A 25,168-nucleotide genomic window follows, 5' to 3' on the forward strand; every position below is an offset into this window, starting at 1 on the left:
TATGACACAGTACCGAATTGAAAAAGACAGTATGGGCGAATTAAAGGTACCAGCCAATGCCTTGTATCAAGCTCAAACGCAACGTGCAGTCGATAATTTTGCTATTAGCGGCTTAACCATGCCTGTATGGTTTATTCAGGCATTAGCATACGTAAAGTCTGCGGCAGCTAAAACAAACCAAGAACTCGGTCACTTACAGCCACATATCAGTGGAGCCATTGTTGATGCATGCGAAAAAGTACTGACAGGGGAATATGACAACCAATTCCCAGTGGATGTGTTTCAAACCGGCTCGGGTACCAGTTCAAATATGAATATGAACGAGGTACTTGCCACACTTGCTTCGAACTCCCTTGATGAAAACGTGAGCCCTAACGATCACGTGAATATGGGACAAAGTTCTAACGACGTTATTACAACCAGTATTCAGGTGAGTTGTTGTATTGGTGTGTACTACCATTTACTGCCAGCGGCAAACCACTTAATTAATGCGTTAACTCAAAAATCGAAAGAAGTAGGGCATATTTGTAAAACAGGCCGTACTCATTTAATGGACGCGATGCCAATCACGTTTGCACAAACCCTTGATAGCTGGAAAAGCCAAATTGAAAATGCTATTGCGGGTATTAACACATCGCTTGAACAAGTGAAGCCGCTTGCACAAGGTGGTACGGCGGTTGGTACGGGTATAAATGCGGATCCACAATTTGCCGGTAAATTTGCGAGTAACCTGAGTGCTTCGGTTGGTATTAGCTTTAAACCAAGTGAAAACTTTTTCTACAATATTGGCTCGCAAGACGCCATTGTTGCTTTGTCAGGACAGTTAAAAACACTGGCTGTTGCCATTATCAAAATTGCAAACGATTTACGTTGGATGAACTCAGGCCCACTATCAGGTTTGGGTGAAATTGAGTTACAAGCACTACAACCGGGTTCGTCTATTATGCCGGGTAAAGTAAACCCAGTTATTCCTGAGGCAGCTGCAATGGTGGGCGCGCAGGTTATTGGAAACGACGCGACAATTACGGTTGCGGGTCAATCAGGTAATTTTGAGCTCAATGTTATGTTGCCAGTCATAGCCCATAACGTATTAGAAAGTATTAATCTTCTGACGAACACGTGTTATCACCTTGCGGATAAAGCAATTGCGACCTTTGTGGTAAAACAAGAGAACATTAATAAATCACTCAATAAAAATCCTATTTTAGTCACAGCGCTAAATCCGGTAATTGGTTATTTAAAGGCCGCAGACATTGCGAAAAAAGCCTACAAAGAAAATCGCCCAATCATTGATGTTGCGCTAGAGGAAACAGAACTCACACAACAAGAGCTTGAAAATTTACTCAACCCAGAAAAATTAACACAAGGCGGTATCGCGTAAACGACTAACGCCCGAGTTCATTTTTAAATAGCAAAAGCCCGTAAAAAACGGGCTTTTTTGTTGCGGCGATAAGAACAAAGTTAATGAGAGAAGCGTGTCATCAATTGCTGTAACTCGTTTGCTCGTTCGGCCATATTATTACTGGATGCATTTGCACGCTCTACTAGCCCATTATTTTGTTGAATAATGCCATCCATTTGCTTAATGGCGGTATTGATTTGATTTATTCCGTTGGCTTGCTCCGCACTGTCATCGGCTATTTTAGCCATATTCGCCGATAATTCTTGAATGTTAGATACGATAGATGCGAGCGTATCACCCGATTGGGTTACCAGCGCCATACCGTGTTCTACTTTTGTTGCGCTATCATTGAGTAAATCAGCTATATTTTTAGACGCATCGGCGCTTCGCTGCGCTAAAGAGCGTACTTCCGCTGCGACAACCGCAAACCCTTTACCTTTTTCACCAGCTCTTGCCGCTTCTACAGCTGCATTTAACGCAAGCAAATTAGTTTGAAATGCAATTTCATTAATTACCTCAATTATGTTCGATATTTCACTTGAGCTTGTGCTTATTTCCTTCATCGCATCGACTGTATTTCCAACTAATCGTCCGCCTTCTTGCGCTTGTTCATCTGCTTGTGTCGCGAGTTGATTTGCAACTTGTGCATTTTCAGAGTTTCGCTTAACAGTTTCAGTGATTTCGTGCATTGATGCGGTTGTTTCTTCAATTGATGCGGCTTGCGATTCGGTTCGGCTGCTTAAATCGTTGATGCCGTGTTTTATATCATCAGCAGAATCAGTGATGTTAGAGGCGGTATCAGAAATTTGCTTTACCAATAGCGATAAGTTTTCAACGCTACGATTAACCGCTTGTTTTAATGTGTCAAACTCCCCTTGATAATGACCATGTACAGTTTTAGATAAATTACCATCGGCCAGCGCTTGCATTACATCTTGGCATTCATTTAATGGGTGGGTAATTGCATCTAAGGTGTCGTTAAAGCCAATAACTATTTTTGCAAAATCGCCACTGTGCTTATTGCTGTCGGCGCGTGTTGATAATTGGCCACTCGATGCAGCGTCAACTAATAAGTTAGTATCTGATATTAACCCTTCAATGGCATTACAACAGGTTTCAAGACTGTGCTTAACTTGCAAAAAGTCACCTTTGTAATCGTTACTAATGGTGTTTGGTATATCACCCTTAGCTATTTGGTCTAAATATAAAGAGGTATTGTTTATTGGCGTAACGATGGCATCTAGTGTTGCGTTAATGCCCTCAATAATCTTCTTATAATCACCGTTGTGACTATCGGCGTCTGCCCGTTTCGATAATTCGCCAATAACAGCGCTTTGTACAATGGCGTTAGTGTCATTAATCAGTTTTGCAATCGCGCTGGTGGATTGCTCTAAGCTTTCTTTAATTAATAGAAAATCACCTTTGTAGTCGCCTGATATGCTATTTGGGATCTGTCCGTTGCCAATTAAATTTAAATATTCTTGAGTTTGTTTAACGGGCTTTACGATGGCATCGAGCATTTGGTTAATGCCGTTTGCAAGTGTCAACATAAAACCGCCAAATTCACTTGCATCTATGCGTGTTGCTAGTTTGCCTTCAACCGCAGCTTGTATAATTGTTGCAACTTGCTGCTCTGCGCGGCGTTGTTCTGATAAATCATTAAGTTCATAAACAATGCCTATTACGTCACCGGAGTTATCTTTAACTGGTCCTGCAATTACAAATATAACGCTATCTTGGTATGTTAATTCACACTCAACTTGAGTCGATATAGCATTTTTCAATGCATCAAACTGTGGTTGGTTATCAAATAACAGACTATCTGTGTGGTCTAGGAAGGCTGAACTGGTAAAGTGTGGCTGGGTAGCTTGAATATTGGACTGGTGATTATTTAGCAGCGACTTACATTGGTTATTACAATAAATAACCTTGTGCGAGCTGTCACACATCATGACTGGTGTCGCTACGTTATCAAGTGCTTGTTTAATGCGCCCATTCACTTTTGCAACCTCTTTTTGGTGTTCCATTTGGTTAGTTAAGTTTCTATTTGCCTCATTTAAATTGTGTTGCATGCGCGACAATGCATTTAACAATAAGCCAATCTCATCGCGGTTATGACCAACTATTCGGTTTTCCAAATTACCGTTAGCGATTTCGTTTGCGACTTTTGCTGCGTGATTTATAGGTTTTGTGATTAAAATTCGTATGTATATCAGTAATAAAGCAATGGTTAATAGCGTAATCACCGAAAGACCGAATAAGGTGTAATTAATTAAGCTGTCTTTTTGTTTTGTTAAACGAGAGGTTTGGCGTAGCGCAATTTGATTAATCTCTTCACTAAGCGCGTTAAAGGGCGGCAACGACAGGGCGATCTATGCCTTTAACTGCTTTATCGCCGGCTTGTGTATTAAATCCGGCGTTTTCAAATAGCACTAAGCCCTCACGATATTGCTTACCAAGCTCTTTATGTTGTGCTTGTAGTTCTGATATTTGGTTTCGTAGCTTTGTTGGTAAATAACCTTTAGTTTGAAGAGATACTAGGTCGTTTTGAATTTCAGTTTCTTTCTCTGTAAATCTACTCACGTATTTTTTGTATTGCGTTGCATCGTGACCGCGGATCAAGATATTTTTCCACTCTTGCACTTGGATTTTGAAATTACTCAAAACCTTATTTACTTGCTCACGTGAATCCAGTTCTTGGTTAATAACATTGTCAAAGTCTTTAGCGAGCGAGCGTAAAATAAATACTGAAATAAGTGCTGCGATAAGAATTGAAAAAAGGCCTATCAATACACTTGTCATTAACTTGGCTTTGATACTTTTCATATTTCGTCCCTGAGTGTGACAAAAGAAACATAAGTCTAACCCCAATTTTGTTAATTATGCTGTTGAGTAATGTCTAAACCCATCGACAAAATTAAAACAATTGGTATAACTACTCTAGTCAAAGAATCGAAAATCGGCAAAAAATGAGTGTTAATTCAGAGGCTTCAAGGAGAAGAGGGAAACATAACGGAAATTATAAGGCTTAACTGAGAAGTGGAAAAACCGAGTTAAGCCATAGTTAACGGGTTATAATGCGCTTGTTGCTACTTTTTGTAACCAACCGCTTGGGGCCTTAATACGACCTTGTTGCATATCACTGTAAAATTGGTGAAGTGCTAACGTGTGCTTGCCAATCTCACCGTTTCCAACCGTATAATGCTCGCCATTTTCTAATATGTAATGACCTACTGATGCAGTAACAGCTGCAGTACCAAATCCACCAGCTTCAATTATCTCACCCGATTTTATATCGTTTAAGAAATCTGTTAGCGCTATTTTTTGTTGTATCGGTTTTAGGCCAAGTTCTTCAGATAAACGCTCTGCCAAAGCCAAAATAGATTCAGAAGTGATTGATTTTAAGATGGTGTCGGTAAATTCTGGAATGACTAAATAGCCACTTTTAGTAATGTGAAAATGATTCATTGCGCCAACTTCTTCAAGGTACGTGTTGCTTGCATCAAGATACAATACTTGGTCAGCTGAGAAACTTGCAGCTTGTTTTTGCGCACGTAATGATGCTGCATAGTTACCGGCTGCTTTAGCAGCTCCAGTACCACCTGACACCGCTCGGTGATAAGTGTTTGAAATTAGTAGCTTAAGCGAGGTTGTCATTCCTTTTGGATAATAAGAACCGCTTGGACTTAACATAACGGCGTAGGTATAGCTGTTACTGGCTCTAACCGATAAATTATCTTCAGTAGCGAATAAAAATGGGCGAATATACATGGATGCGCCATTTGCACGTGGCATCCATAATCGCTCTACATCAAGCAATGCGTGTATTGCCAACATTTGCATATCTTCGGGTACTCTGGGCATCGATAATATACTGGCAGATACATTTAAACGCTGGCAATTTTTGTCGAGTCGAAAGGTATAAATCTCATTGTCTTGGTGTAAAAACGCCTTGGCTCCTTCAAAAACCGATTGGCCATAATGTAATGCCATTGCGCCTGGTGCTAATTGCAGTGCTTGGTAAGGAACAATGCGCGGCGCTATCCATTGGCCGTCTTTATAGTCCATTAAAAAAATGTGGTCGGTTCGTTGCTGGCCGAATCCGAGGTTATCGCATTGTTCAAGCGGCGCTGTGCGCCTTAATTCTGGTGACAGTAGTTGATAGTCTATATTCATTATTATTTAATTCTGTTGGTGATAGCTGCATAGTGAAGCTGAGCGTTTAAATAATCAAGGTGAAATTAATCAAATTAAAATTAAAACGTAAATAAATTTATCAAATTGTGTGAGGCGAAAATTCAGGCATAAAAAAAGCCAGTCGAAACTGGCTTAAAATGGTTGGGAAAACGGTCAATGTCTATCTGGCGTTAAGGCTGGGTAACCTGATTGTTGTTCGCCAATTACTACTTTTAAATTATTTATATTTTTCAAACCACGCGAGTGTATGTTCAATTTTACTGATCATGCGTGACGGTTTATTTGCAATACCGTGGTAAGCGCCAGGAATTTTAACCAATACAGTATCTATTTTTCGTAATTTAAGCGCTTGATAATATTGCTCAGTTTCAGCCATCGGCGTGCGTAAATCTTTTTCACCTGTGATCAGCATGGTCGGTGTTGTTACATTACCAACAAGCGAGAGCGGCGAGCGCTGCCAATAATGTTCAACGTTATCCCAAGGCATACCCGGAAATTGCGTAGGAATTTGGCGAAGGCCACTGTCGGCGGTTAACACTTTACTTAGCCAGTTAATAACAGGTTTTACGACAACCGCAGCCTTAAAACGGTCGGTTAAGCCAATGGCGTAGGCTGTTGCAATACCCCCTGCAGAACCACCTGCAATATAGATCTGGTCGGGATTCACAAAGCCCTTCGCTATCATCGCATCAACGCCTGAATTGTGATCGGCAAAGTCTTCTTTCGACGAGTACTTATACTTTAAAAGCATCGCAAAGCGCTCACCGTAAGAGCTGCTGCCGCGATGATTATCATAAAATACAACATAGCCTTCGGCTGCGAAACGCTGTAGCTCTGCCGAAAAATGAGGGCCATAGGCTAAATGCGGACCGCCATGAATTTCTAAAATCATTGGATATTGTTTGTTGGGATCAAAATTAGGCGGAGTGATATACCAACCTTGAATTTGCTCCCCATCAAAAGACGACTTGTAGTTAATCTCGTGAACTTGACCTAGTGTTTTATGGTTTAGTAAGTCGTTATTAAGCGCCGTGAGTTGGGTAACTTTACCTTTTGTTGAAACTATCGCTACATCGGCAGGTTTTGTTGCAGCACCGTGCGTAAATGCAATATCACCTTGGTAATTTGCACTAAATTCACCACTGATATATGGGCGACCTAATGTGGTTCCCGACAACGTATCAGTTAAGTCTTTTAACTTGCCTTTTGTAGTCATAGTGGCAACTTTACGTTTACCAAAATCATCATAGCTAAATGCGATGGTGTTTTTACCAATCCAACTTGGCTGGTTAACTGAGCGGTCAAAGTCTGGCTTAATTTGGCTTGATTGCTTCGTTTGCCAATCCATTACATTCAAGATGTTATTGCGATACGGATTCAGTGCATTAGAGCTTTGTAGATAAACGAGCTTGTTACCATTTTCTGAAAATTGTGGGCTGAACTCGCGTCCAGGCGCGTTTGTTAACTGAGTTAACTCTAAGTTGTTTACGTCTACTTGAAACAAGTCGCCTTCCAACGTTTTGTATTCCCAGTCTGTTATACGATTTGCAGAGAACACAATCGCTTTGCTATCTTGGCGCCACGCTAAACGGCCTTTGTGATGATAATTGCCAGAAGTGATTTGGCGCGGTGTTCCGCCTTCTGAAGGAATCACAAACAGTTGATTATATCCGGGCTTTACTAAGCCACTGCCGTCAGCTTGATAGTAGGCTTTATCGATGACAATGGCAGGCTTTGACCATTTAGCTCCTTTAGGTGCAGTAGGCATTTTTGCGATGACGCTTGGTTTTTCAGCCACTTTTTTGCTAAAAGCGAGCCACTTTCCATCGGGTGACCAGGTTAGGTTAGTAACGCCACTTTGCACATTACTAATTTTTGATGTGCGGTTTTGTTTAAGGTAGTGGACGTGTATTTGTTTGTGTCCGGAGAGGTTACTAATAAATGCAATTTTATCGCCACTTGGTGACCAAATAGGCGAACTATATTGCTTATCATCAGAAAAGAGCGGTGTTTGATCACCTGTTTCAGTATTTACCAACCATAAGTGCTTATCAGTGGCGTCACGCATGATGTTGTTGCTATTTCTAACATACACAATGTGTTTGCCATTAGGTGATACGCTAAGTGAATTTGCATATTCTAGCTGAAATACGTCGTTTGCTTGAAACGTGTTTGCAAAACTGGGTGCAGCATACGCGGTTAACGCACCAATAAGCATAATTGCTTTGGTTGGAGTAAACATAAAATGCCTTTTATTACTTTAGTTTGTAGCACCTTATCTTAGTTAATTGGCTTTAACAGCGAAATCAGGACGAATGGAACAATTTAGTAGACAAACAACCGTGCTAACCGCAAGATGAGCCTTGTTTTTAAAAGGAGTACAAAGTGACAGAAGAACAAAAAATCGTTTTTTTAGAAAAGGAATACTTTCATTTACAAGCACGTGTAGAAAGCTTTGATGCTAAGTCGCTAACCATTAAGGCGTGGAGTGTGTCATTGGCAATGGCGGTATTAAGCTCGGGAGCATTTAGCAAAACGTATAATGTGTTGTTGTATGCGTCGATGGCGGCATTATTGTTTTGGCTAATTGAAGGGTATTGGAAAACATTCCAAAGCGCTAATTATCAACGTATTGCAGAGATAGAAGGGTATTTAAACGGTACAATTAATGAGATTGATTGTTTACAAATAAATGCATCTTGGAGTAGTGAATTCAATAAGCAAGGTAGAACGTTGTTTTACAGAAGCTTGTTTTGGCCTCATGTGATGTTACCACACGGTATTATGACCTTGGGCTTTGCAATTAGTTATTTTTATTTTATTTAAACAATCAAAAAGAACACATCATACTAGTTGGTAACTCACTGTAATCGGCGCAACGGTGTGCAGCTTAGTGAACGGTGTTGCGAGGGGAGGCGTTTATTTGGCAATAACACGAAATTGATGTCGTTGTCGTTACAACAAACGAGTACAATTAGAAGCATAGTTAGTTATGAGAGTTTAAGTAGTGGAATATCAGTTTATCAAAGATCCGATCGATGGATTTCGACTATTGATTAGCGATGAACAAGCAAATATCGCCCGTTGGCTTGTCGACGAAACAGGCATAAGTAGTAGCGCCGTGAACGATTTGCTCGTTCAAGTTGATAAAAAAACAAGCGCATTTACCCATGATGTCGAATTCCGAGGTAAAGAGATGGTAATGTCGATTGTCGATGGAGAAGTGGCTGTACGTGTTAACCAACATGGCGTTAGCGATTTTGAACAAGAGCGGTTTGACCAAGAAATGCTATCGGTTGATACAACAAATGATCTAAGTGAATGCGGCTTAGATGATTTTGTGTCTTTGTTACAAGACTGGTATCTTTTTCTTAAGGATAATCGTGTTTAAATAACTTGAATGTAAGATACAAAATTACGCCGTATCAAAGTCTTGAAAATATAAAAGCACTTATTCGTCCTAGCGAGTGATTTCTACTGAGTTAAAGACTTAGGCTGGCTTAAATGAAAGTTATAAGCATATGTGTAATTTATATTTGAGGTTAAATAATAGGAGTAGCTCCAATGAAAAAAATAATCGCGCTGTCGGCGCTTTTTATGTTAACTGCGTGTGGTGACAACGAAGTTAATGGCAATAACGACGTTAAACAAGAATTAAAACAAGAGTTAAAGCCTCAAGCACAGCAAAGCGTTAAAAAAGTAGAGACATCAGACAAGCTTAAAGATCTTGATAAAGAGGTGAGCATTGCAAAAACGGACAGCAAAACGCTAGACGGTTTTAAAGAACGTATTGAGCTTGCGCAATCGGACGTAAGTTGTGACACAAGTGCGCAATGTTATGTCGTGTCAACCGGTGTTAATCCCTGTGGTGGCGCAAGTGGTTATGCAGTTTTATCATCTAAAACCAGTAATAAAGATGAAATTGAAGCACTTACTGCTGAACTTATTCGCTTAGAAAAGAGTAAACATGCGTTAGAGGGGACAATGGGGATTTGTCAGCACCTATTTGAACCAAAAGGCATGTGTAAAAATGAAAAATGTGTTGCGGTTGACGGCCCACAAGAGGTTTATTAATACAAAAAAGGAAAGTGGCTAACCACTTTCCTTGCTTTCAAATGATTAAGATTTTGTGTTGCTTATGGGTTAGCTTGCACGTTTAGCGTAATACCGCTCGCTGCGCGATAACCGTATACATCAATGTACCAAGTACCTGCCTGTGGTGTGCTGAATGAACAAGATTCATTGTTACCACTTTCATATGGACGACAATCATAGCTGCTCGTTGTTGATTGAGCACCATACGTTACATATAAGTCCGCATCACCAGTACCGCCAGACATGGTTACATTAAAGTCAGTGTAACCAGCTGCTAGGTCAATTGTATAACGCTGCCAGCTGCGACGTGAAACTGATACGTCGTTTACCGTATCGTTAATTGGCGTAAGTTCACCTGTACCACCGTCGTTTCCTTCGGTGTAGCTAGCAGTAAGACTTACATTGGCAAAGCTGCTGTAAGCTTTTAAGCGTACATAATAAGTACCGCCAGATTGCGTTAGGTTACACGTTTCGTTATTACCTGACTGATATGGGCGACACTCATAATTGCTGTCTGTAGGCGCTGCATTAAATTGTGTATATAAATCAGCATCACCAGAACCACCGCTCATTGATACTGTTACATCAGTCGCACCTGCTGGTACTTCAAATGTGTACAGGATCTCTTCATTAGTATTTGCACTAATACCCGATACAGTCTGACCGTTAACAAGGACATTTTCACCTGGATTAGGTGGTGTTGTGCCGCCTGAACAACCATTTGCTTGTAAATAGTCGATAGCGTCTTTCGCTTGTACTAAACCGTGACCGAATTTCACGTCACGACCTGCTGCGCCTAAATCTTCTGCTGTTGTATTTAATGCGCTACGAATATCGTCTGCGCTACAACTTGGGTGGTGGCTCCATACTAACGCTGCTACACCCGCTACATGTGGAGAAGCCATAGAAGTACCGCTCATCATGCCGTAGTTACCAGTACCAATATCAATTGTTGCTGATAGACCAGTTTGAGACAACATTGTTGCACCATCAGTGTCGGTTGCTGTTACAGCAGGAATTGATGTTTGGTTTGTATCGCCTAACGTACCGCCGAAGCTGCCTGCTGCATTGTTATAGATTACCGCGCCAACGCCGCCGCTGTCTTGACAGTTTTTAACTTTGTCGTGGAATGAGATGTTACCGCGCTGAATTAGACATACTTTACCGTTTGCGCCAGAGTCAGTAGATTCACCCGTAGCAAAATCATAAAGTGGTGCAGTAACTGAGCCGCTGTTTTCCATTGCGTTAACACTGTATGCATTGTTGCCAACAGATAACGAAACAACTTGGCCTGTACCTTCTGGGTAAGTTGAGTACACATCTACACCTGGTGCTGCAATTTCAACTTGGCTATTCTTTTGTGAGAAATCAGCCAGAGCTTTAGCACTGTCAATCGCAGCTACAGACATTACTGAATCATATGATGCAGGGAAGCTTTCAATATCAGTGGTATTTGATGGGTTACCATCGTTACCCGCAGCCGCAATTAATAATAAACCAGCGTCAGCAATTGCTTGAATTCCGTTACGCTCTGATGTGCTAGAACCTGAGCCACCAAGACTCATGTTAATAACGTCGCTGCCTGCGTTTTTACATTCGTTCATTGCCGCAACAAGATCAGATGAGTAACCCCAACCGCTTGCATTAAATACTTTAATAATATGAAGTGACGGATCTGAACCAATTACACCGCGTACACCAACGCCATTGTCAATGGCTGCAATTGTACCCGCTACGTGTGTACCGTGTGGACCACCTTCTTGATACCAGTTACCTGTACCACTGTTGTTTGTGCCAGTTACGGTACCGCCATTAGTACCCATATCTTCGTGTGGAAGATCTAAACCAGAGTCGATTACACATATTTTTTTACCGTTATTTGCACCTGATGCTACAGAATCATCAACCTGATCAGCTTGTACCATTGCAATGCCGTAAGGCTGTGTTTGTGCCATTAAGCGACGCGGTAAGTCTTCTTCAATGTATTCTATGTTAGGGTCGTTTTGTAATTGCTTTAATTGCGAATCTGATAGGCGCGCAATATTTGCGTTAATTGATGCATTGAACTGTGCGTTATTAACGCCCATTTTTGATAAACGGTCAGTAGTTGCGAACTGAACATTTGTTGAGTTTGCAAAATTCATAAACGCTGAATTGTTTTTATATTTAATGATATAGCGCTTTGGTAAAGGCGATTTTACGGCTGCACGGTCAGATAGGTTAAGAGTTAATAAGCCTTCAGCTTCAGTCGCTACTGCGGTGTTAACTGCAAGCGCTACCGCTGCCAGTGAACAAAGCTTAAGAGGTTTGTTTGTCATAATAGTTCCCAGGTTGTTGTCGTTATAGGAACTTGGAATGTAACAGTGAGTTACATAAGTTTACAACTATTTAACATCTTCTAGTGTAAACAATTGTTAATGTATATTGTTTTCAAAACCTTTGATTACTTGACTCGTGAGCTTATTCCATGAAAAAAGACGCTTAAAATTATTGTTAAAATAGCAACGTCGACTAATTGGTCTGAGACTCCGTCTAATTGCTGCAATAAAATCAATGTAAAAACAACCGAAGCTAAACCTCTAGGACCAAACCATGCGAGTAAAAATCGTTGTTTAAGGTTAAGTTGTGTAAATAGCAGAGACAACAACACGGGAATGATGCGCATAATAGTTAATGCAAACAATGAATAGAGTAAAACTAGTAGTGATACACCATCAACCAAATAACTAAAGGCAAAGTTACCAAAAATAAACCAGATAATGAGTGCGCAGGTATTAGCTAAGGCATGGGCGTTACTGAGCCGCTGAGGTTTAAACGCCTTTTTAAATTTATAATCAAATAGCAAGCCCGCAATAAAGGCAGCAAAAAAGCCACTTCCGCCAAATAGCTGTGCAATTAAAAAGATTAAAATCGCGATAGCTACGCAAATGAATACTTCATTGTGTTTGTTATAAAGTCGGTATTTTTCTGAAAAGATCACAAGTTTAAAGACCAATACCGAGACAACCACAGCAACAATAACCGCAACACCGATTTCTTTTGCTGCAATCATAAGCGTATTTGTTAGGTTTAAGGTTTGTTGATTGCTTGCGGAATATAAAAGCAATAAAAATACGGGTACAGCCAAACCGTCATTTAAACCACTTTCAACGTTTACTGCCTCACGTGTTTGCGCCGGAATTTTTTGATTGTCGATAAAGTTGCTGCTGAGCGCTGCGTCTGTTGGTGTTAAAATAATCGCTAACAAAGCTAAATGAATAAACGGCTCGTCAGGAAACAAGGTGGTGCCAATATAGGTTCCAAATAAAAAGGTTAACGGCATTGCTATGAGTAACAGTAAAAGCGGATAGACGTAGCTGTGCGTTAACACCGATATTTTGGCTTTCGCCGCATCGCCAAATAAGATGAGTGCCAAGGTGAGTTCAATATAAATTTGAAATGCAGAAACATCAAATTCTAAGTGGTTAGGTGCTCTAAAAAAATACGCAAAACAAAAGCCAAAAAACAGCATAAACATTGGGCCTGTAATGCTTACTTGCCCAATGCGTTTGGCAAAAAGCGAATAGACGATAACTAAGCTCGTAACTGCAACGAAAATTGCGTATTCATTTTCCATAATTAGCTAATCTCTTTTTCCATGGCGGTGATTAAACGTCGCAACTGCCTGACTTCATAACTGCCATTGCCCCTTTCTCGGTGAAATAAGGGGGCATCAACCGTAAGCGCACTTCCGCGAAGCTGCTTGTAACATGTTGCGATTTGTAACCCAATGTCACACAAATGATGCGGGGTTAACTGATTATTCTCGAAAACATAAAGTACCTGTTCGTTAAGGTCTAGGTGGGCTAATAGAGGTGCGCAATCAGCGTTTTGTTGAGAAAATGCTTGCAGCGGTAATTGCGCTTTCTTAACTAAGTAAAGCAAGAATAAGTTTCGCATTTTATGAATGTCGTTTTCGTAGCGCACAAACGCATTGCGTAAAATGGTTTCGTTTATCGCTTTTGAGCGCGTTATTGGCTTATTTTTTTTATTTAAAATTGGGTCGCTTTTTCGAAGCGTTTTTACCGGATTGTCTTCAATAATAGCAGCTTGTGTTAAGGCATCGCAGAAGTGGTTAAGCACAGTAAACATAGACGCGCGAGATTCATAACTCATTACCGCTGATTTAAAGGGGCGCCAGTTTTCATTAACACGTCTCTCACCATTACGTAGTTTAAAGCGCGCATTATGCTGTAAAGTACACCAAGTGGCGTCCGGGGATTGGCAAAACAATGTATATGTGGTTAACAACTCTTTATTAATCGACACCAAGCCACAATTATGTTTGAACCAAAGCCATAGCAATAATTTTTCTATTTCATTACGAAAACGATTAAAACTGTTTTCGCTTTTTATGCCTACTTTCTGTAAGTACTTTAAACAAAACGTTAAGTCGTCTAATTGTGCCTGCGTTAACCTACTTAAATGTGTATAATTTCCAACATTAAAATGATGTTGTGCGTAATCGATTTGATAAGGCAGTTGAGCAAAAGTGTCGAATAACGGTTTAATCATTACACACGTCTTTTCCATGTTGGCGCTAAATTATTTTGGGGATCGTTTATGTCTTTAATTCAACACTATAGTGAACTACCTGACGCGTTATTTCAATCGATTAAACCCGAACCACTTGAACAACCCAAAACTATCGTGTTTAACGATAAGTTGGCTTCAAGTTTGAATTTGCCTACGAGTTTTAATGCACAAAATCCAGCTATTTTAGCGGGTAATAAATTGATTGATTCATGCAATCCTCTTGCACTTGGTTATGCGGGGCACCAATTTGGAAATTTAACGCCTCAGCTTGGTGATGGCCGTGCGCATTTGCTTGGTCAAGTGAGCGCAGAGAATACGTTACATTACGATTTGCAACTTAAAGGCAGTGGGCGAACGCGATACTCACGAGGTGGTGACGGTCGCTCAACACTTAGAGCTGCGCTGCGAGAATATGTCGTAAGTGAATACCTGCACAAGCTGGGGGTTGATACAACGCGCAGTCTGTACGTGGTTGCAGGCGACGATAAGATAATGCGCGATGACCTTGAGCAAGCCGCAGTTGTATGCCGAGTTGCAAAAAGCCACTTACGCATTGGCTCGTTCCAATTCGCGGCGATGCATCAAGAAAGCGATGTATTAAAAACACTCACCGATTTCACAATAAAGCAACTTTACCCAGAACTTATCGATCATGAAAATCCATACCTTTCATTGTTTGAGGTCGTAAGCGAACGATTAGCTGATCTAGTAGCAAGTTGGATGGCTTATGGCTTTATTCACGGGGTTATGAATACCGATAATATTTTGTTAAGTGCAGAGAGTATTGATTTTGGACCATGTGCATTTATGGGAGTGTACAAACCTGAGCAAGTGTTTAGCAGTATCGATAGGCAAGGGCGCTACGCGTACCGTAATCAACCAGGCATAATGCACTGGAATCTTGCACGCTTAGCCGAGAGTCTCATTGGACTTGTCGCACAAGATGAAGACAAGTCGATATCGTTACTTTCAAATGTATTGAATTTGTTTCCACAAAAATATGAAAGCTATTTCCACCAGCGAATGTGTGAAAAGCTTGCCCTTGATCCTAAAGAACCTCAATCGAAACCAGTTGTTCAAGCATTATTGAAGTATCTCGAACAGGAACAAAAAGATTTTAATGGTGCGTTTAGTCAATTGGCAATGTCTGAAAAAAACATACATGGTGACTACGATATTGTTAAATCAGAATGGTTTAAGTTATGGCAATCACAGCGAAAATTGGACTTAATACCACGAATGTGTCATGTTATACAAAATGCATATTTTTCCAACAGCGACATTGAAACCTTGCTTGATAAGTGTGTAACTAATCCCGAGCAGGCACCTCAAATCATTTCGCATTATTTTGCATTATTAAACAATCAAAGCGCTAACGAACTTCACGCTAACCACCATTTTGATACAAGTTATCGTACGTTTTGCGGCACATAAGCACGTTAACCCATTGCACACTGCTATACTCTGAGGAAAACCCAATTAGCAGTTAAGTAGAGCCGAGAGCAGTTATGATAGACGTAATAAAACAACAAATAAGAAAGCGTATGTTTTGGGACTTAATTGCGCTGATTTTGTTATTTGTTGTGAGTTACTTTCTATTCTTGTTGTTCAACGTGATTGAATGGCTTCATCATATTAGCCACGAAGTTGGGGTTAGGGGGATTGCGGAAGTGATTCCTACGTTGTGTGTGTTGTCGTTAGGGTTTTCGGCGTATGCCTACAGACGTTGGCAAGATACAAAAGCGTTTTCGCTTTATGCCGAAGAGTTGTCAATGATTGACCCAATGACAAATTTGCCTAATAGACGTGCCGTCCAACGCATATTGAATCAAGTAAACGAAAACAAAGAATACCCAGTAGGGGTGTTGTTAGTAGATATTGAAGGACTTGAAAGTATTCGTTCGTTACTTGGTCAGACAGTTATTGAACATGTTTTAATTGAAATTTTATATCATATTTCGAAAGAACTAACTGGCGATCAGCTTGTTGCATATTGGCAAGCAGGGCAGTTTATTTGTGTATGCCCTGGGCTTGAGCAAGGTGATGTAGAAACGCTAAAAAAAGGCTTTGAAGCAATTACAATCAATAAAGACAAATTACTTGGCCAGCCGTTAAAATTCAGCTGCGCAGCAAGCTCTGTGTACAACAAAGCAGAATTAGAAAACCTCTTTACTGAGCTTGAAGACCAATTGATTTAAGTTTATCAATAGGCTTTATTGACCTAATTTTGATGAGCAATACATGTTGGTTTCAAGTTAATTTAGTACCAACACGATAATATCGTTGTTGTTAATGCCATTGCATTGATGCTGATGTATATCGCTTTTACTCGTTTTTAACACACATGACTCAAACCCGAGTGTTTCACATTTGTCGTAGCATGCCAATTTTTTAGTCCAGCCAGTGTATTCTGACATAAGAATATTGAGTAAAAGCGTGCTTGTGATAACAAATAATAATGTAACTGCAATGGCTTTATTAAATGCAATTTTCATAGTGCTTGACCTTTACCACCCAATATTCCAAGTTTAGTACATTGTTAAAAATTGCATAGTTCAAACTTGGTTACTAAACCAATTAACAATCATTTTCAATAGCCTTTAAAATTGCTTAAACATTTTAGCTAGGTTATTGAATTTTTAATATAAAAACAGTCTTTTAGACCCCTTGTTTCTCATTTTATATGCGCTAGAGTTAGTACATCTAGTATCGCGTAGAGTAATCGTAATGAAAGGAAATAAAGACGTACTGGTAACGCTAAATCAAGTGCTTACACATGAATTAACGTCAATTAATCAGTTTTTTTTACACGCACGTATGTTCAAAAATTGGGGCCTAGAGGAACTAAACGAAAAGGCCTATAAAAAATCAATTAAAGACATGAAACAAGCGGATGATTTAATAGAACGCATTTTATTCTTAGAAGGTTTACCAAACCTTCAGCATTTAGAGAGATTACGCATAGGCGAAAATGCCACTGAAATGCTTGAATGTGATCTTGCTATGCAAATGGACCAAGTTCCTTTATTAAAACAAGCAATCGCATTGTGTGAAGACAAACAAGATTACGTTAGCCGAGAACTACTCGAAGATATTCTCGAGTATGAAGAAGACTATATTGATTGGTTAGAAACACAGCTTTCACTGATCGGCAACATCGGTATTGAAAATTACCTACAAAGCCAAATTGAGGAGTAAGTGATGAAAGGCAATCAGAAGATTATTGATTTACTTAACCGCCAGCTTACACTTGAATTAACGTCAATGGATCAGTATTTGGCGCACGGTAAAATTTATGAAGATTTAGGCATTGAAAAGCTACACAGGCAATTAGCTCACGAATATGAAGAAGAGCTAGAGCATGCCAACAAATTGATTGAGCGTATTCTATTTTTAGAAGGATCACCAGATACAGCGTCACGTAAACCAATTAACGTTGGCAGCAATGTGCAAGAAATGCTCGAAAATGATTTAGCAGCAGAGCACACGGTTCAGCAAAGTCTTATCGAAATCATTAAAGTATGTGAAGACGAAAAAGACTATGTAACACGCGAAATACTCGAAACCTTACTCGATGATACCGAAATGGATCATATCTACTGGTTAGAGCAGCATCTGAACTTAATTAAACTGATTGGATTACCAAATTATATTCAGTCACAAATGAAAAGTGATACCCCGTAGAAAAGGCCTTTATGGCCTTTTTTATTTTCGAGCTACTCCGTACTCTTGTTTAAATTACCGCCTGCGCTTTGTTCTACTGCGCATATTTGGCCCACAAAAACATTCCAAAACAACGTTTCAGCGTACATGTGTGCATATTTAAAAATATAATTAAATCATATGCATAGGTGTTAAATGTAATAAATTTATTAATTTTTTTAACTAGAGTAATTGATCTAAACAAAATTTTATGACGTAATGTATAAAAATTATCTGGTCGGATGAGTAGCCATGAGTTTAAGAACAAGTTTGAAAAAAGTATTACCAAGTATCTCTGTAACAGAGCAAGAAGCCTTAGATGCAGGCGATGTTTGGTTGGAAGGTTCTATCTATCAAGGTAAGCCTGATTTTGATGCGTTACGTGCAGTGCCTGAAGCAAAACTAAGCGATGAAGAGCAAGCATTCTTAGATGGTCCAGTAGCGCAATTGTTAGACATGATTGATGAAACTGAGATCCAAAGTTCAAATCATTTACCTGACAATATTCTTGAGTTTATTAAATCAAATCGTTTCTTTTCACTGATTATTCCTAAACAGTATGGCGGTTTAGAGTTTAGCCCATATGCGAATTCAACGATTGTTGCGACTATCGCTACCAAAAGTACAGCTGTTGCAGTAACGGTTATGGTACCAAACTCACTTGGACCGGGTGAGCTACTTATGCACTATGGTACGGAAGAGCAGCGTCAGCACTACTTGCCTAAATTAGCTATCGGCCAAGATATTCCATGTTTTGCACTAACAAGCCCTGAAGCGGGTTCTGATGCTGGCGGTATTCCAGACCAAGGTATCGTAACTATGGGCGAATACCAAGGCAAACAGGTACTTGGTTTAGAGTTAACGTGGGATAAGCGTTATATCACGCTTGCACCAATTGCAACGGTACTTGGCCTTGCAGTGAAAGTAAAAGATCCACAAGGTCTACTTGGTGGCGAAGAAGATTTAGGCATTACCTGTGCGCTAATTCCAAAAGATCATCCAGGTGTTGAACTGGGTAATCGCCATAACCCAATGGGCATTAAATTCTACAATGGTACAACACGTGGTCAGAGTGTTTTTGTACCGATGGAATTTATCATTGGTGGTCAAAAGAACATTGGTCGCGGTTGGCAAATGCTTGTAAGTTGCCTGGGCGCGGGCCGTGGTATCTCATTACCAGCATTAGGTTGTTCAACTGCACACGTAGCACTTAAATCAGCGTCAGAATACGCAGCAGTGCGTGAGCAATTTGGTTTAAGCATTGGCTTATTTGAAGGTATTCAAGAAAAATTGGCTGATATTGCGGGCAAAACGTACTTACAAGAAGCAATGCGTGTATTAACAACAGAAGGTTTGGGCTTAGGCTTAAAACCATCAGTTGTAACTGCAATTGCAAAGTACCATATGACAGAGCTTGGCCGTGATGTACTAAATTCAGCAATGGATATTCAAGCTGGTAAAGCAATTCAATGTGGTCCGCAAAATACCTTAGCGCAAGGTTACCTTGGTCAACCAGTTGCAATCACAGTAGAAGGTGCAAACATTCTTACGCGTAACCTTATGATCTTTGGTCAAGGTGTAATGCGTTGTCACCCGCATCTGCAAAGCATGGTTGAATCAATCCACAGTACTGAAAAAAATGCAGACGCTACGTTCCGTGGCTTGTTAACAAAAACAATTGGCTACAGTGTTGGTAACAGTTTAAGTGCGTTTACTAAAGGTTTACTGCCATTTACTACAGGCGCGAAGTCAAAACTGTCTGAAGTGCGTCAGTACGAAAAAGCAGTAAATAAACTTTCAGCAAAACTTGCAGTATACGCAGACTTCTCATTACTTGTGCTTGGCGGCAAACTTAAGCAAGCTGAACTACTATCAGCGCGCTTAGGTGATGTAATGAGTTATTTATACGCAGCAATGGCATCGATTCGATATTACGAGCAAAAAGTGTCTGTTGAAGACCGTGCACAAGCAGCACCGTACTTCCATTACGCAACACGTTGGGCTATTGCGCAAGCTGAAAACGCAATCAGCGATTTCTTAGCAAACTTCCCATCAGGTTCAACACGTAAGTTCATGCGTTTGATTACAGTAACGTACTCTGAAAGCACAATGCGTATCAATGATGATTTGGTTAGAGAACTTGCGCATCAGTGCCAGTTAAATACCAAATTTAAAAAGCAATTAACGCATTTAGTACATGCTTCAAGTGGCGATGGACACGACATTAACCAGCAAGCGTACCTAGCTAAACTAGAGTGTTTAGATATGCTAGCTAAGATTAAAAAGTCACTACGCAAGAGAGAAATCAAAGCCGGCGTACGTTTCGCTGAAACTCTCGATAATGCATTGGTAGCAAACGTTATCACGGCAGATGAGTATAAAATGCTAGTCGATTACAACGTAAAACGTGAGCTTGCAATACGCGTTGATGAATTCGATTTTGATATGAATTTACTAAAGCCAGAACAGGCAAAGCTAAAACAAGCTAGCTAATTAGAATCCTAACGTACTTGCAAAGCCAATCCATGTGATTGGCTTTTTTTATGTTCTTGTTACAATAGGCGCGATTTTAAATACCAATTCTGTTAAGTGTGAGACTAGGGATAGCGCTGGATAAATGAAATGATACCAAGGCGGAATATTTCTTATGTAGTTGTTCCACATTTATACATTCTTACGCCGTTATCATGATATTCATTCCGCGAGGATGATCAGCTACTTAAGTGAATTGGTATTAGTATTACGACACTATTAATTAGAATACTTAGCGATTTAGGTAACAAGAGAGCAGTATGAAAAAAACCTTCCTTTTATCGATTTTTATAATGTGTTTTTCACTCTCAGCTGAACAATCAGAGCTAGCGTTAGTGATGAAAGAAATGGCACTAAGTTACAAACAAGCCAAAACAGCGCAAACATCAGATGAGTTGCTTACTCATTTAACTGATATTGAAAATGCCTTACGTAAGTCGCAACAAATTGGCTTTAACCGTGAGTCGGAGAAATCGAACCAAGGTATCGAGCGTGTACTTAAACACGTTGCGTTAATTAAGCAAAACGTAAACGATTTGCCAACTGCTAAAAAACAATTGACCAAAATTGATAAATTACGCAAGCAATATCACAAAATTCATGAGCCCAGTTTCTGGCAGCTATTATTTGGTAACTAACTGTTAATAAGTGTAATTTTACTTGATAAATCACTTTTCAATTTGCATTATATTGCGCCGTTATTCGGCGTTACTTTTATAACCTTGATAACGTCTAAGCACTTATCTAACAGATAAGAGCGTTTTAATCGGTTCTGGTGCGCGATCACCGTTTTATTTTCATTTTAAGGACAATAATGAAACCCTTAACTTATTTACTTCTTATCATTGTCAGTGTGTTTTCACTTAATTCATATGCAAAAAACCACAATCAATTTGCATATTACGGTTTGAGTTTACAACAGCAAAACTTTAAATCGCTTGATTTTAAAGCATCAGTTGTGGACGAAAACCTCGGTGAATATAAGTATAAATCCAGTGATAGTGGTTTTGGTGCACGGATTTTAGTTGGCTTTCAATTTAACAGATTTGTTGCCATAGAAGGCGGTGTGTCGCGTTTTGGGGTAGCCGATTTCAAAGTGTCAGAGCAAAGCACCGATAGCAAAGGTAAAAAAACAAGTACCACAAAGCATAAAGGCGAATTTGAAACGTTAGCGGCAGATTTACGTTTGGTCGGTACATTGCCTATAAATGATAAGCTATTTTTAAAAGCGCAAGTGGGTGTGATCGGTTGGGACAATAAAATGGAGCAACTGATATATCAAGATAGCGCATTAGCCACACAAAAAATTGACGACCGCGGCACGTCTGTAGTCAGTGGGCTGGGAATCGGTTACGGCATCAGCAAATCAATGGCGCTTACCCTAGATTATGAGAAAACTGAAATCGCTGAAATTAAAACCGATACCTTAAGTGTGTCGTTACTGTTCCGATTCTAGATTTAGTATTTAGCGATATTTTTAATATCGCTAAATACACTACTATAAATCTTTAAGGCGCTTTAGTAATTTATGCGCATTTGATACACAATTTAGCTGCTGTGGCGGGTAGCTTAAAGTGCGTTCAAGTAGGCGCAAACATTTACTTAACTGTTCGTCACCTATTTCACAGTTATTAACTAAGTAATCTACCGCTTCTAGCGCAACAATTTCATGTATAAAACCATTTGCTGTAATAACGCCATATTTACCCGCCAAAAATAATTGCCAATGGTTTTGAATTTGCTCTTCAAGATTTTCGAAATATTCGGCGTTAAGTTCAAAGCCTTTTGCCGCCAAATCGTTTACTGATTTTGCATATTGCTGATAGAACAAGGTATATGCTTGCGCTGAGCTTAGCTCTGAATGATTCTTTAACAAGTCTATCCATTTAGTATAGCCTCGGGCGTAATACTCTTGCTCTTCATTGAAATCACAGATGCCAAAAAACGAGCTCGACTGCACTTGGTTTTTTAAATGGTAGGCGGCGCTTGGCAAAATACAGGCGTCTTGCCACTCATTTAAGGTGTGCTCTTTCACCCCTGTGTGCAAAGAAAGCTGTTTTAACGAGTAGAAATAATCTTCGAAGTATTCTGAAATAGCCATTGAAAAATAATTAACTGTATATTTGTACAGTTATCTTATCGTAACTAATAAAAATAACAACAAATTTTAACTAAGACTTGTTACCTACTTACGTGACACCTTGTTTATGGTTAAAATAGTGGAAATTTTTATAACGATAAGTATCTATGACAAACGTTGCCACAATTAAACAAGCGAGTCTAATCACCGCAATAAAAACGCCTTACCACAGCAATGGCGAAATTGATTTACCCACTTACGACATGCTAGTTGAAAAGCAAATCGAAGCTGGTGTAGATGGCATTATTGTGGGTGGTACAACGGGCGAAGGCCAGTTAATGAATTGGGAAGAGCATTTAATGCTTATCGCCCATAGCGTTAACAAATTTAAAGGCCAATTACTTATTGTTGGTAATACCGGCAGTAATAATACTAAAGAAGCAATTAAAGCCACAGAATATGGTTTTGCTACAGGTATGGATGCAGCACTGCAAATTAATCCTTACTACGGACGCACGTCAAATCAAGGGGTTATAGCTCACTTTGAACGTGTATTAGCGATTGGTCCTGCATTTATTTACAACGTACCGGGGCGTACGGGTCAAGACTTAACTCCTGATATTATTGAACAGCTTGCTCAGTCAGAAAACTTTATTGGTGTAAAAGAATGCGCTGGTAATGAGCGAATTGAATATTATGAAAGCAAAGGCATTGCATGTTGGTCTGGTAACGACGACGAAGCCCATGAGAGTCGCCATAAAGCCAAATCACATGGTGTGATTTCAGTTACGTCAAATTTAATTCCGAGTGTATTTCGTGAATTAATGGACCGCGAAAATAATGAACTTAACGACCAATGCCAACAATTAATGGCATGGTTATTTTGTGAGCCAAATCCAATCGCGATTAATACCGCATTGGCGTTATCGGGCGCGGTAAAACCAGTGTTCCGCTTACCGTATGTGCCGCTTAATAATCAGCAAATTGAAACAGGCATGGGATTAATGCGCCAGTTTGAAGATAAACTCGTTGGCGATTCGCTTAATCAACTAGCACAAAGCGATTTTATCGTTACCCCATAACGCCCGTTTTTATTAAAGCGATTGGTTAAACGATCGCTTTTAGCTATTCTGCACAGCACTTTCCTTGTTATAATCAACGTAATTCCCTCAATAGGTTTCCAATATTATGAATTTCAAATCCTTTAGCTTTGCTGACTCGATTTTATCAGCATTAGAGAAAATGGGTTATGAATCACTGACGCCAGTACAGAAAATGGCGATACCACACGTGCGTCGCGGTCACGACGTGCTTGCAAGTGCGCAAACAGGCACTGGTAAAACAGCAGCGTTTGCGCTGCCGATTATTCAAAAGCTACTCGATAGTAACGCCAATGGTGAGTCAATTCGCGCTGTTATTTTAGCGCCGACGCGTGAACTCGTTGATCAAATTGATCATAACATTAAGCAATTTACAGCGTTTAATAATTTAAAGTCGGTTGCTATTTTCGGTGGTGTTGAGCACGACAAACAAATTAACCGTGTTAATAAAGGCTGCGATATTCTTGTCGCAACGCCAGGGCGTTTAATTGAACATTTACGTAAAGGTAATTTTGCGCTTAATAACGCGTGTCATGTCGTACTTGACGAAGCAGACCGTATGCTAGATATGGGCTTTCGCTCTGATATTGAAACCATCTTAGAGCAATGTGACAAAAATAAACAAACATTGTTGTTTTCAGCAACGTATCCGTCGGCAGTCAAACAGTTTGCTACAAAAGCACTTAAAAATCCCAAAATTGTTCAGGTAAGTAGAGATAACGAAACGGCTAGTACAATCACCCACGTTGCGTATCCCGTATCAAACGACAGAAAATTAGAGCTATTGTCAGAGCTTATTTGTCGTAAGGGATGGAAGCAAGTACTGGTTTTTGTCAATATGAAAGAAGATGTGCAGTTAATTGTTGACGAGCTTACTCAATACGGCGTTACTGTTGGTGTGATGCATGGTGATAAAAGCCAAGGTAATCGTCGCCGCGCCTTACGTGAATTTAAAGACGGGAAAACCACTATTTTAGTGGGTACGGAAGTCGCGGCTCGCGGCTTGGATATTGCCGGACTACCACGCGTAATTAACTTTGATTTGCCGTACCTTGCTGAAGATTATGTTCACCGTATCGGGCGTACAGGTCGCGCGGGGCAAAAAGGCTTTGCTATTTCATTAGTTAGCCGTGAAGAAGAGCACGTACTTGCGCAAATTGAAGACTTAATTCAAGACAAAGTTAAGCGTATTTATTACCCTGGCTTTGAAGTAAGTAACCGTGATGGCTTAATTAAGAAAATCGGCAAGAAAACCTCGCTGCAAAAGCGTATTCGTTCTAATAGAGCAACGCAGTACGGAGCAGAAGCCAAGATGCAAAATCGTCAGAAAATCAGAAAAGCATTTAAAAAGTAACAACCAAGATTAATATTTCGTTGTTATCGAGTAGCTGACAAAGCGAAAGTTAAGTACAAAAAAGGAGCATTTACTGCTCCTTTTTTATTTCAAATTGTAATAGCTTACGCCAATGGCACTTAGCAAGCTAA

The 25,168-nt window shown here is 39.9% G+C and carries 22 protein-coding genes; 13 read left to right on the forward strand and 9 right to left on the reverse strand.

Features of this window, described 5'->3' with window-relative positions; genetic code table 11:
- Position 1: 1 nt before the first annotated feature.
- Complete coding sequence (locus AN214_RS10975) at positions 2 to 1,381, forward strand: lyase family protein (RefSeq protein WP_054979774.1); 1,380 nt, start codon at positions 2 to 4, stop codon at positions 1,379 to 1,381.
- Between the two features lie 80 nt (positions 1,382 to 1,461).
- Here AN214_RS10975 and AN214_RS10980 read toward each other — a convergent pair whose 3' ends face one another.
- The 4 genes from AN214_RS10980 to AN214_RS10990 form a co-directional block, all read right to left on the reverse strand.
- Complete coding sequence (locus AN214_RS10980; protein WP_235576742.1) at positions 1,462 to 3,762, reverse strand: methyl-accepting chemotaxis protein; 2,301 nt, start codon at positions 3,760 to 3,762, stop codon at positions 1,462 to 1,464.
- Complete coding sequence (locus tag AN214_RS23010) at positions 3,749 to 4,228, reverse strand: MCP four helix bundle domain-containing protein (protein WP_235576743.1); 480 nt, start codon at positions 4,226 to 4,228, stop codon at positions 3,749 to 3,751. Before AN214_RS23010 ends, AN214_RS10980 begins: the two co-directional genes overlap by 14 nt.
- A gap of 246 nt (positions 4,229 to 4,474) precedes the next feature.
- The gene (locus AN214_RS10985) at positions 4,475 to 5,578 is read right to left on the reverse strand and encodes a branched-chain amino acid aminotransferase (RefSeq protein WP_054979775.1); all 1,104 of its coding nucleotides are present in this window, start codon (positions 5,576 to 5,578) and stop codon (positions 4,475 to 4,477) included.
- Positions 5,579 to 5,816: 238 nt separating this feature from the next.
- Complete coding sequence (locus AN214_RS10990; protein ID WP_235576744.1) at positions 5,817 to 7,817, reverse strand: S9 family peptidase; 2,001 nt, start codon at positions 7,815 to 7,817, stop codon at positions 5,817 to 5,819.
- 167 nt (positions 7,818 to 7,984) lie between these two features.
- Between AN214_RS10990 and AN214_RS10995 the strand changes: the two genes are divergently transcribed.
- The 3 genes from AN214_RS10995 (at position 7,985) to AN214_RS11005 (ending at position 9,673) form a co-directional block, all read left to right on the forward strand.
- Positions 7,985 to 8,425 carry a hypothetical protein gene (locus AN214_RS10995; protein ID WP_054979777.1) on the forward strand — a complete coding sequence of 147 codons (441 nt, stop codon included), beginning with the start codon at positions 7,985 to 7,987 and terminating at the stop codon, positions 8,423 to 8,425.
- Positions 8,426 to 8,606: 181 nt separating this feature from the next.
- A complete protein-coding gene (locus tag AN214_RS11000) occupies positions 8,607 to 8,990 on the forward strand; it encodes a YacL family protein (RefSeq protein WP_054979778.1) in 384 nt (127 codons plus the stop codon).
- 173 nt (positions 8,991 to 9,163) lie between these two features.
- The gene (locus tag AN214_RS11005; RefSeq protein ID WP_054979779.1) at positions 9,164 to 9,673 is read left to right on the forward strand and encodes a hypothetical protein; all 510 of its coding nucleotides are present in this window, start codon (positions 9,164 to 9,166) and stop codon (positions 9,671 to 9,673) included.
- Positions 9,674 to 9,735: 62 nt separating this feature from the next.
- Here AN214_RS11005 and AN214_RS11010 read toward each other — a convergent pair whose 3' ends face one another.
- The 3 genes from AN214_RS11010 to AN214_RS11020 all read right to left on the reverse strand — a co-directional run bounded on the left by AN214_RS11010 (position 9,736) and on the right by AN214_RS11020 (position 14,266).
- A complete protein-coding gene (locus tag AN214_RS11010; RefSeq protein ID WP_054979780.1) occupies positions 9,736 to 12,012 on the reverse strand; it encodes a S8 family serine peptidase in 2,277 nt (758 codons plus the stop codon).
- 125 nt (positions 12,013 to 12,137) lie between these two features.
- On the reverse strand, positions 12,138 to 13,310 hold the full coding sequence (locus AN214_RS11015; RefSeq protein WP_054979781.1) for a cation:proton antiporter: 1,173 nt from the start codon (positions 13,308 to 13,310) through the stop codon (positions 12,138 to 12,140).
- Between the two features lie 2 nt (positions 13,311 to 13,312).
- Positions 13,313 to 14,266 (reverse strand): hypothetical protein, encoded by a 954-nt coding sequence (locus AN214_RS11020; protein ID WP_152960756.1) that lies wholly within the window; start codon positions 14,264 to 14,266, stop codon positions 13,313 to 13,315.
- A 30-nt stretch (positions 14,267 to 14,296) separates the two neighbouring features.
- Here AN214_RS11020 and AN214_RS11025 point away from each other — a divergent pair, with 30 nt between their 5' ends.
- Both AN214_RS11025 and AN214_RS11030 read left to right on the forward strand, forming a co-directional pair.
- The gene (locus AN214_RS11025) at positions 14,297 to 15,703 is read left to right on the forward strand and encodes a YdiU family protein (protein WP_054979783.1); all 1,407 of its coding nucleotides are present in this window, start codon (positions 14,297 to 14,299) and stop codon (positions 15,701 to 15,703) included.
- 74 nt (positions 15,704 to 15,777) lie between these two features.
- On the forward strand, positions 15,778 to 16,467 hold the full coding sequence (locus AN214_RS11030; RefSeq protein WP_082428556.1) for a diguanylate cyclase domain-containing protein: 690 nt from the start codon (positions 15,778 to 15,780) through the stop codon (positions 16,465 to 16,467).
- 57 nt (positions 16,468 to 16,524) lie between these two features.
- Here the strand turns inward: AN214_RS11030 and AN214_RS11035 are convergent, their stop codons facing one another.
- Positions 16,525 to 16,764: a hypothetical protein gene (locus AN214_RS11035; RefSeq protein WP_054979785.1), complete on the reverse strand. Its 240-nt coding sequence runs from the start codon at positions 16,762 to 16,764 to the stop codon at positions 16,525 to 16,527.
- 232 nt (positions 16,765 to 16,996) lie between these two features.
- Here AN214_RS11035 and bfr (AN214_RS11040) point away from each other — a divergent pair, with 232 nt between their 5' ends.
- From bfr (AN214_RS11040) to AN214_RS11060, 5 genes are all read left to right on the forward strand, one after another.
- Positions 16,997 to 17,467 (forward strand): bacterioferritin, encoded by a 471-nt coding sequence (gene bfr / locus AN214_RS11040; RefSeq protein WP_054979786.1) that lies wholly within the window; start codon positions 16,997 to 16,999, stop codon positions 17,465 to 17,467.
- Positions 17,468 to 17,470: 3 nt separating this feature from the next.
- Entirely contained in the window at positions 17,471 to 17,953 is a 483-nt protein-coding gene (gene bfr, locus AN214_RS11045; protein WP_054979787.1) for a bacterioferritin, read from the forward strand.
- Between the two features lie 270 nt (positions 17,954 to 18,223).
- The gene (locus tag AN214_RS11050) at positions 18,224 to 20,464 is read left to right on the forward strand and encodes an acyl-CoA dehydrogenase (RefSeq protein ID WP_054979788.1); all 2,241 of its coding nucleotides are present in this window, start codon (positions 18,224 to 18,226) and stop codon (positions 20,462 to 20,464) included.
- A gap of 299 nt (positions 20,465 to 20,763) precedes the next feature.
- Positions 20,764 to 21,141 carry a cytochrome b562 gene (locus AN214_RS11055; RefSeq protein WP_054979789.1) on the forward strand — a complete coding sequence of 126 codons (378 nt, stop codon included), beginning with the start codon at positions 20,764 to 20,766 and terminating at the stop codon, positions 21,139 to 21,141.
- A gap of 176 nt (positions 21,142 to 21,317) precedes the next feature.
- Positions 21,318 to 21,959 carry an outer membrane beta-barrel protein gene (locus AN214_RS11060; RefSeq protein ID WP_054979790.1) on the forward strand — a complete coding sequence of 214 codons (642 nt, stop codon included), beginning with the start codon at positions 21,318 to 21,320 and terminating at the stop codon, positions 21,957 to 21,959.
- Between the two features lie 42 nt (positions 21,960 to 22,001).
- On the opposite strand, the gene AN214_RS11065 is transcribed toward AN214_RS11060, so the two are convergent.
- Positions 22,002 to 22,604: a DUF6058 family natural product biosynthesis protein gene (locus tag AN214_RS11065; protein WP_054979791.1), complete on the reverse strand. Its 603-nt coding sequence runs from the start codon at positions 22,602 to 22,604 to the stop codon at positions 22,002 to 22,004.
- A gap of 146 nt (positions 22,605 to 22,750) precedes the next feature.
- On the opposite strand from AN214_RS11065, the gene dapA reads away from it, so the two are divergent.
- Both dapA and AN214_RS11075 read left to right on the forward strand, forming a co-directional pair.
- A complete protein-coding gene (gene dapA / locus AN214_RS11070) occupies positions 22,751 to 23,665 on the forward strand; it encodes a 4-hydroxy-tetrahydrodipicolinate synthase (RefSeq protein WP_054979792.1) in 915 nt (304 codons plus the stop codon).
- A 106-nt stretch (positions 23,666 to 23,771) separates the two neighbouring features.
- Positions 23,772 to 25,037, forward strand: a complete 1,266-nt coding sequence (locus tag AN214_RS11075) for a DEAD/DEAH box helicase (RefSeq protein ID WP_054979793.1) — start codon at positions 23,772 to 23,774, stop codon at positions 25,035 to 25,037.
- Positions 25,038 to 25,168: the final 131 nt, after the last annotated feature.

This window comes from Pseudoalteromonas sp. P1-9, assembly GCF_001399975.1.
Lineage (GTDB): Bacteria > Pseudomonadota > Gammaproteobacteria > Enterobacterales > Alteromonadaceae > Pseudoalteromonas.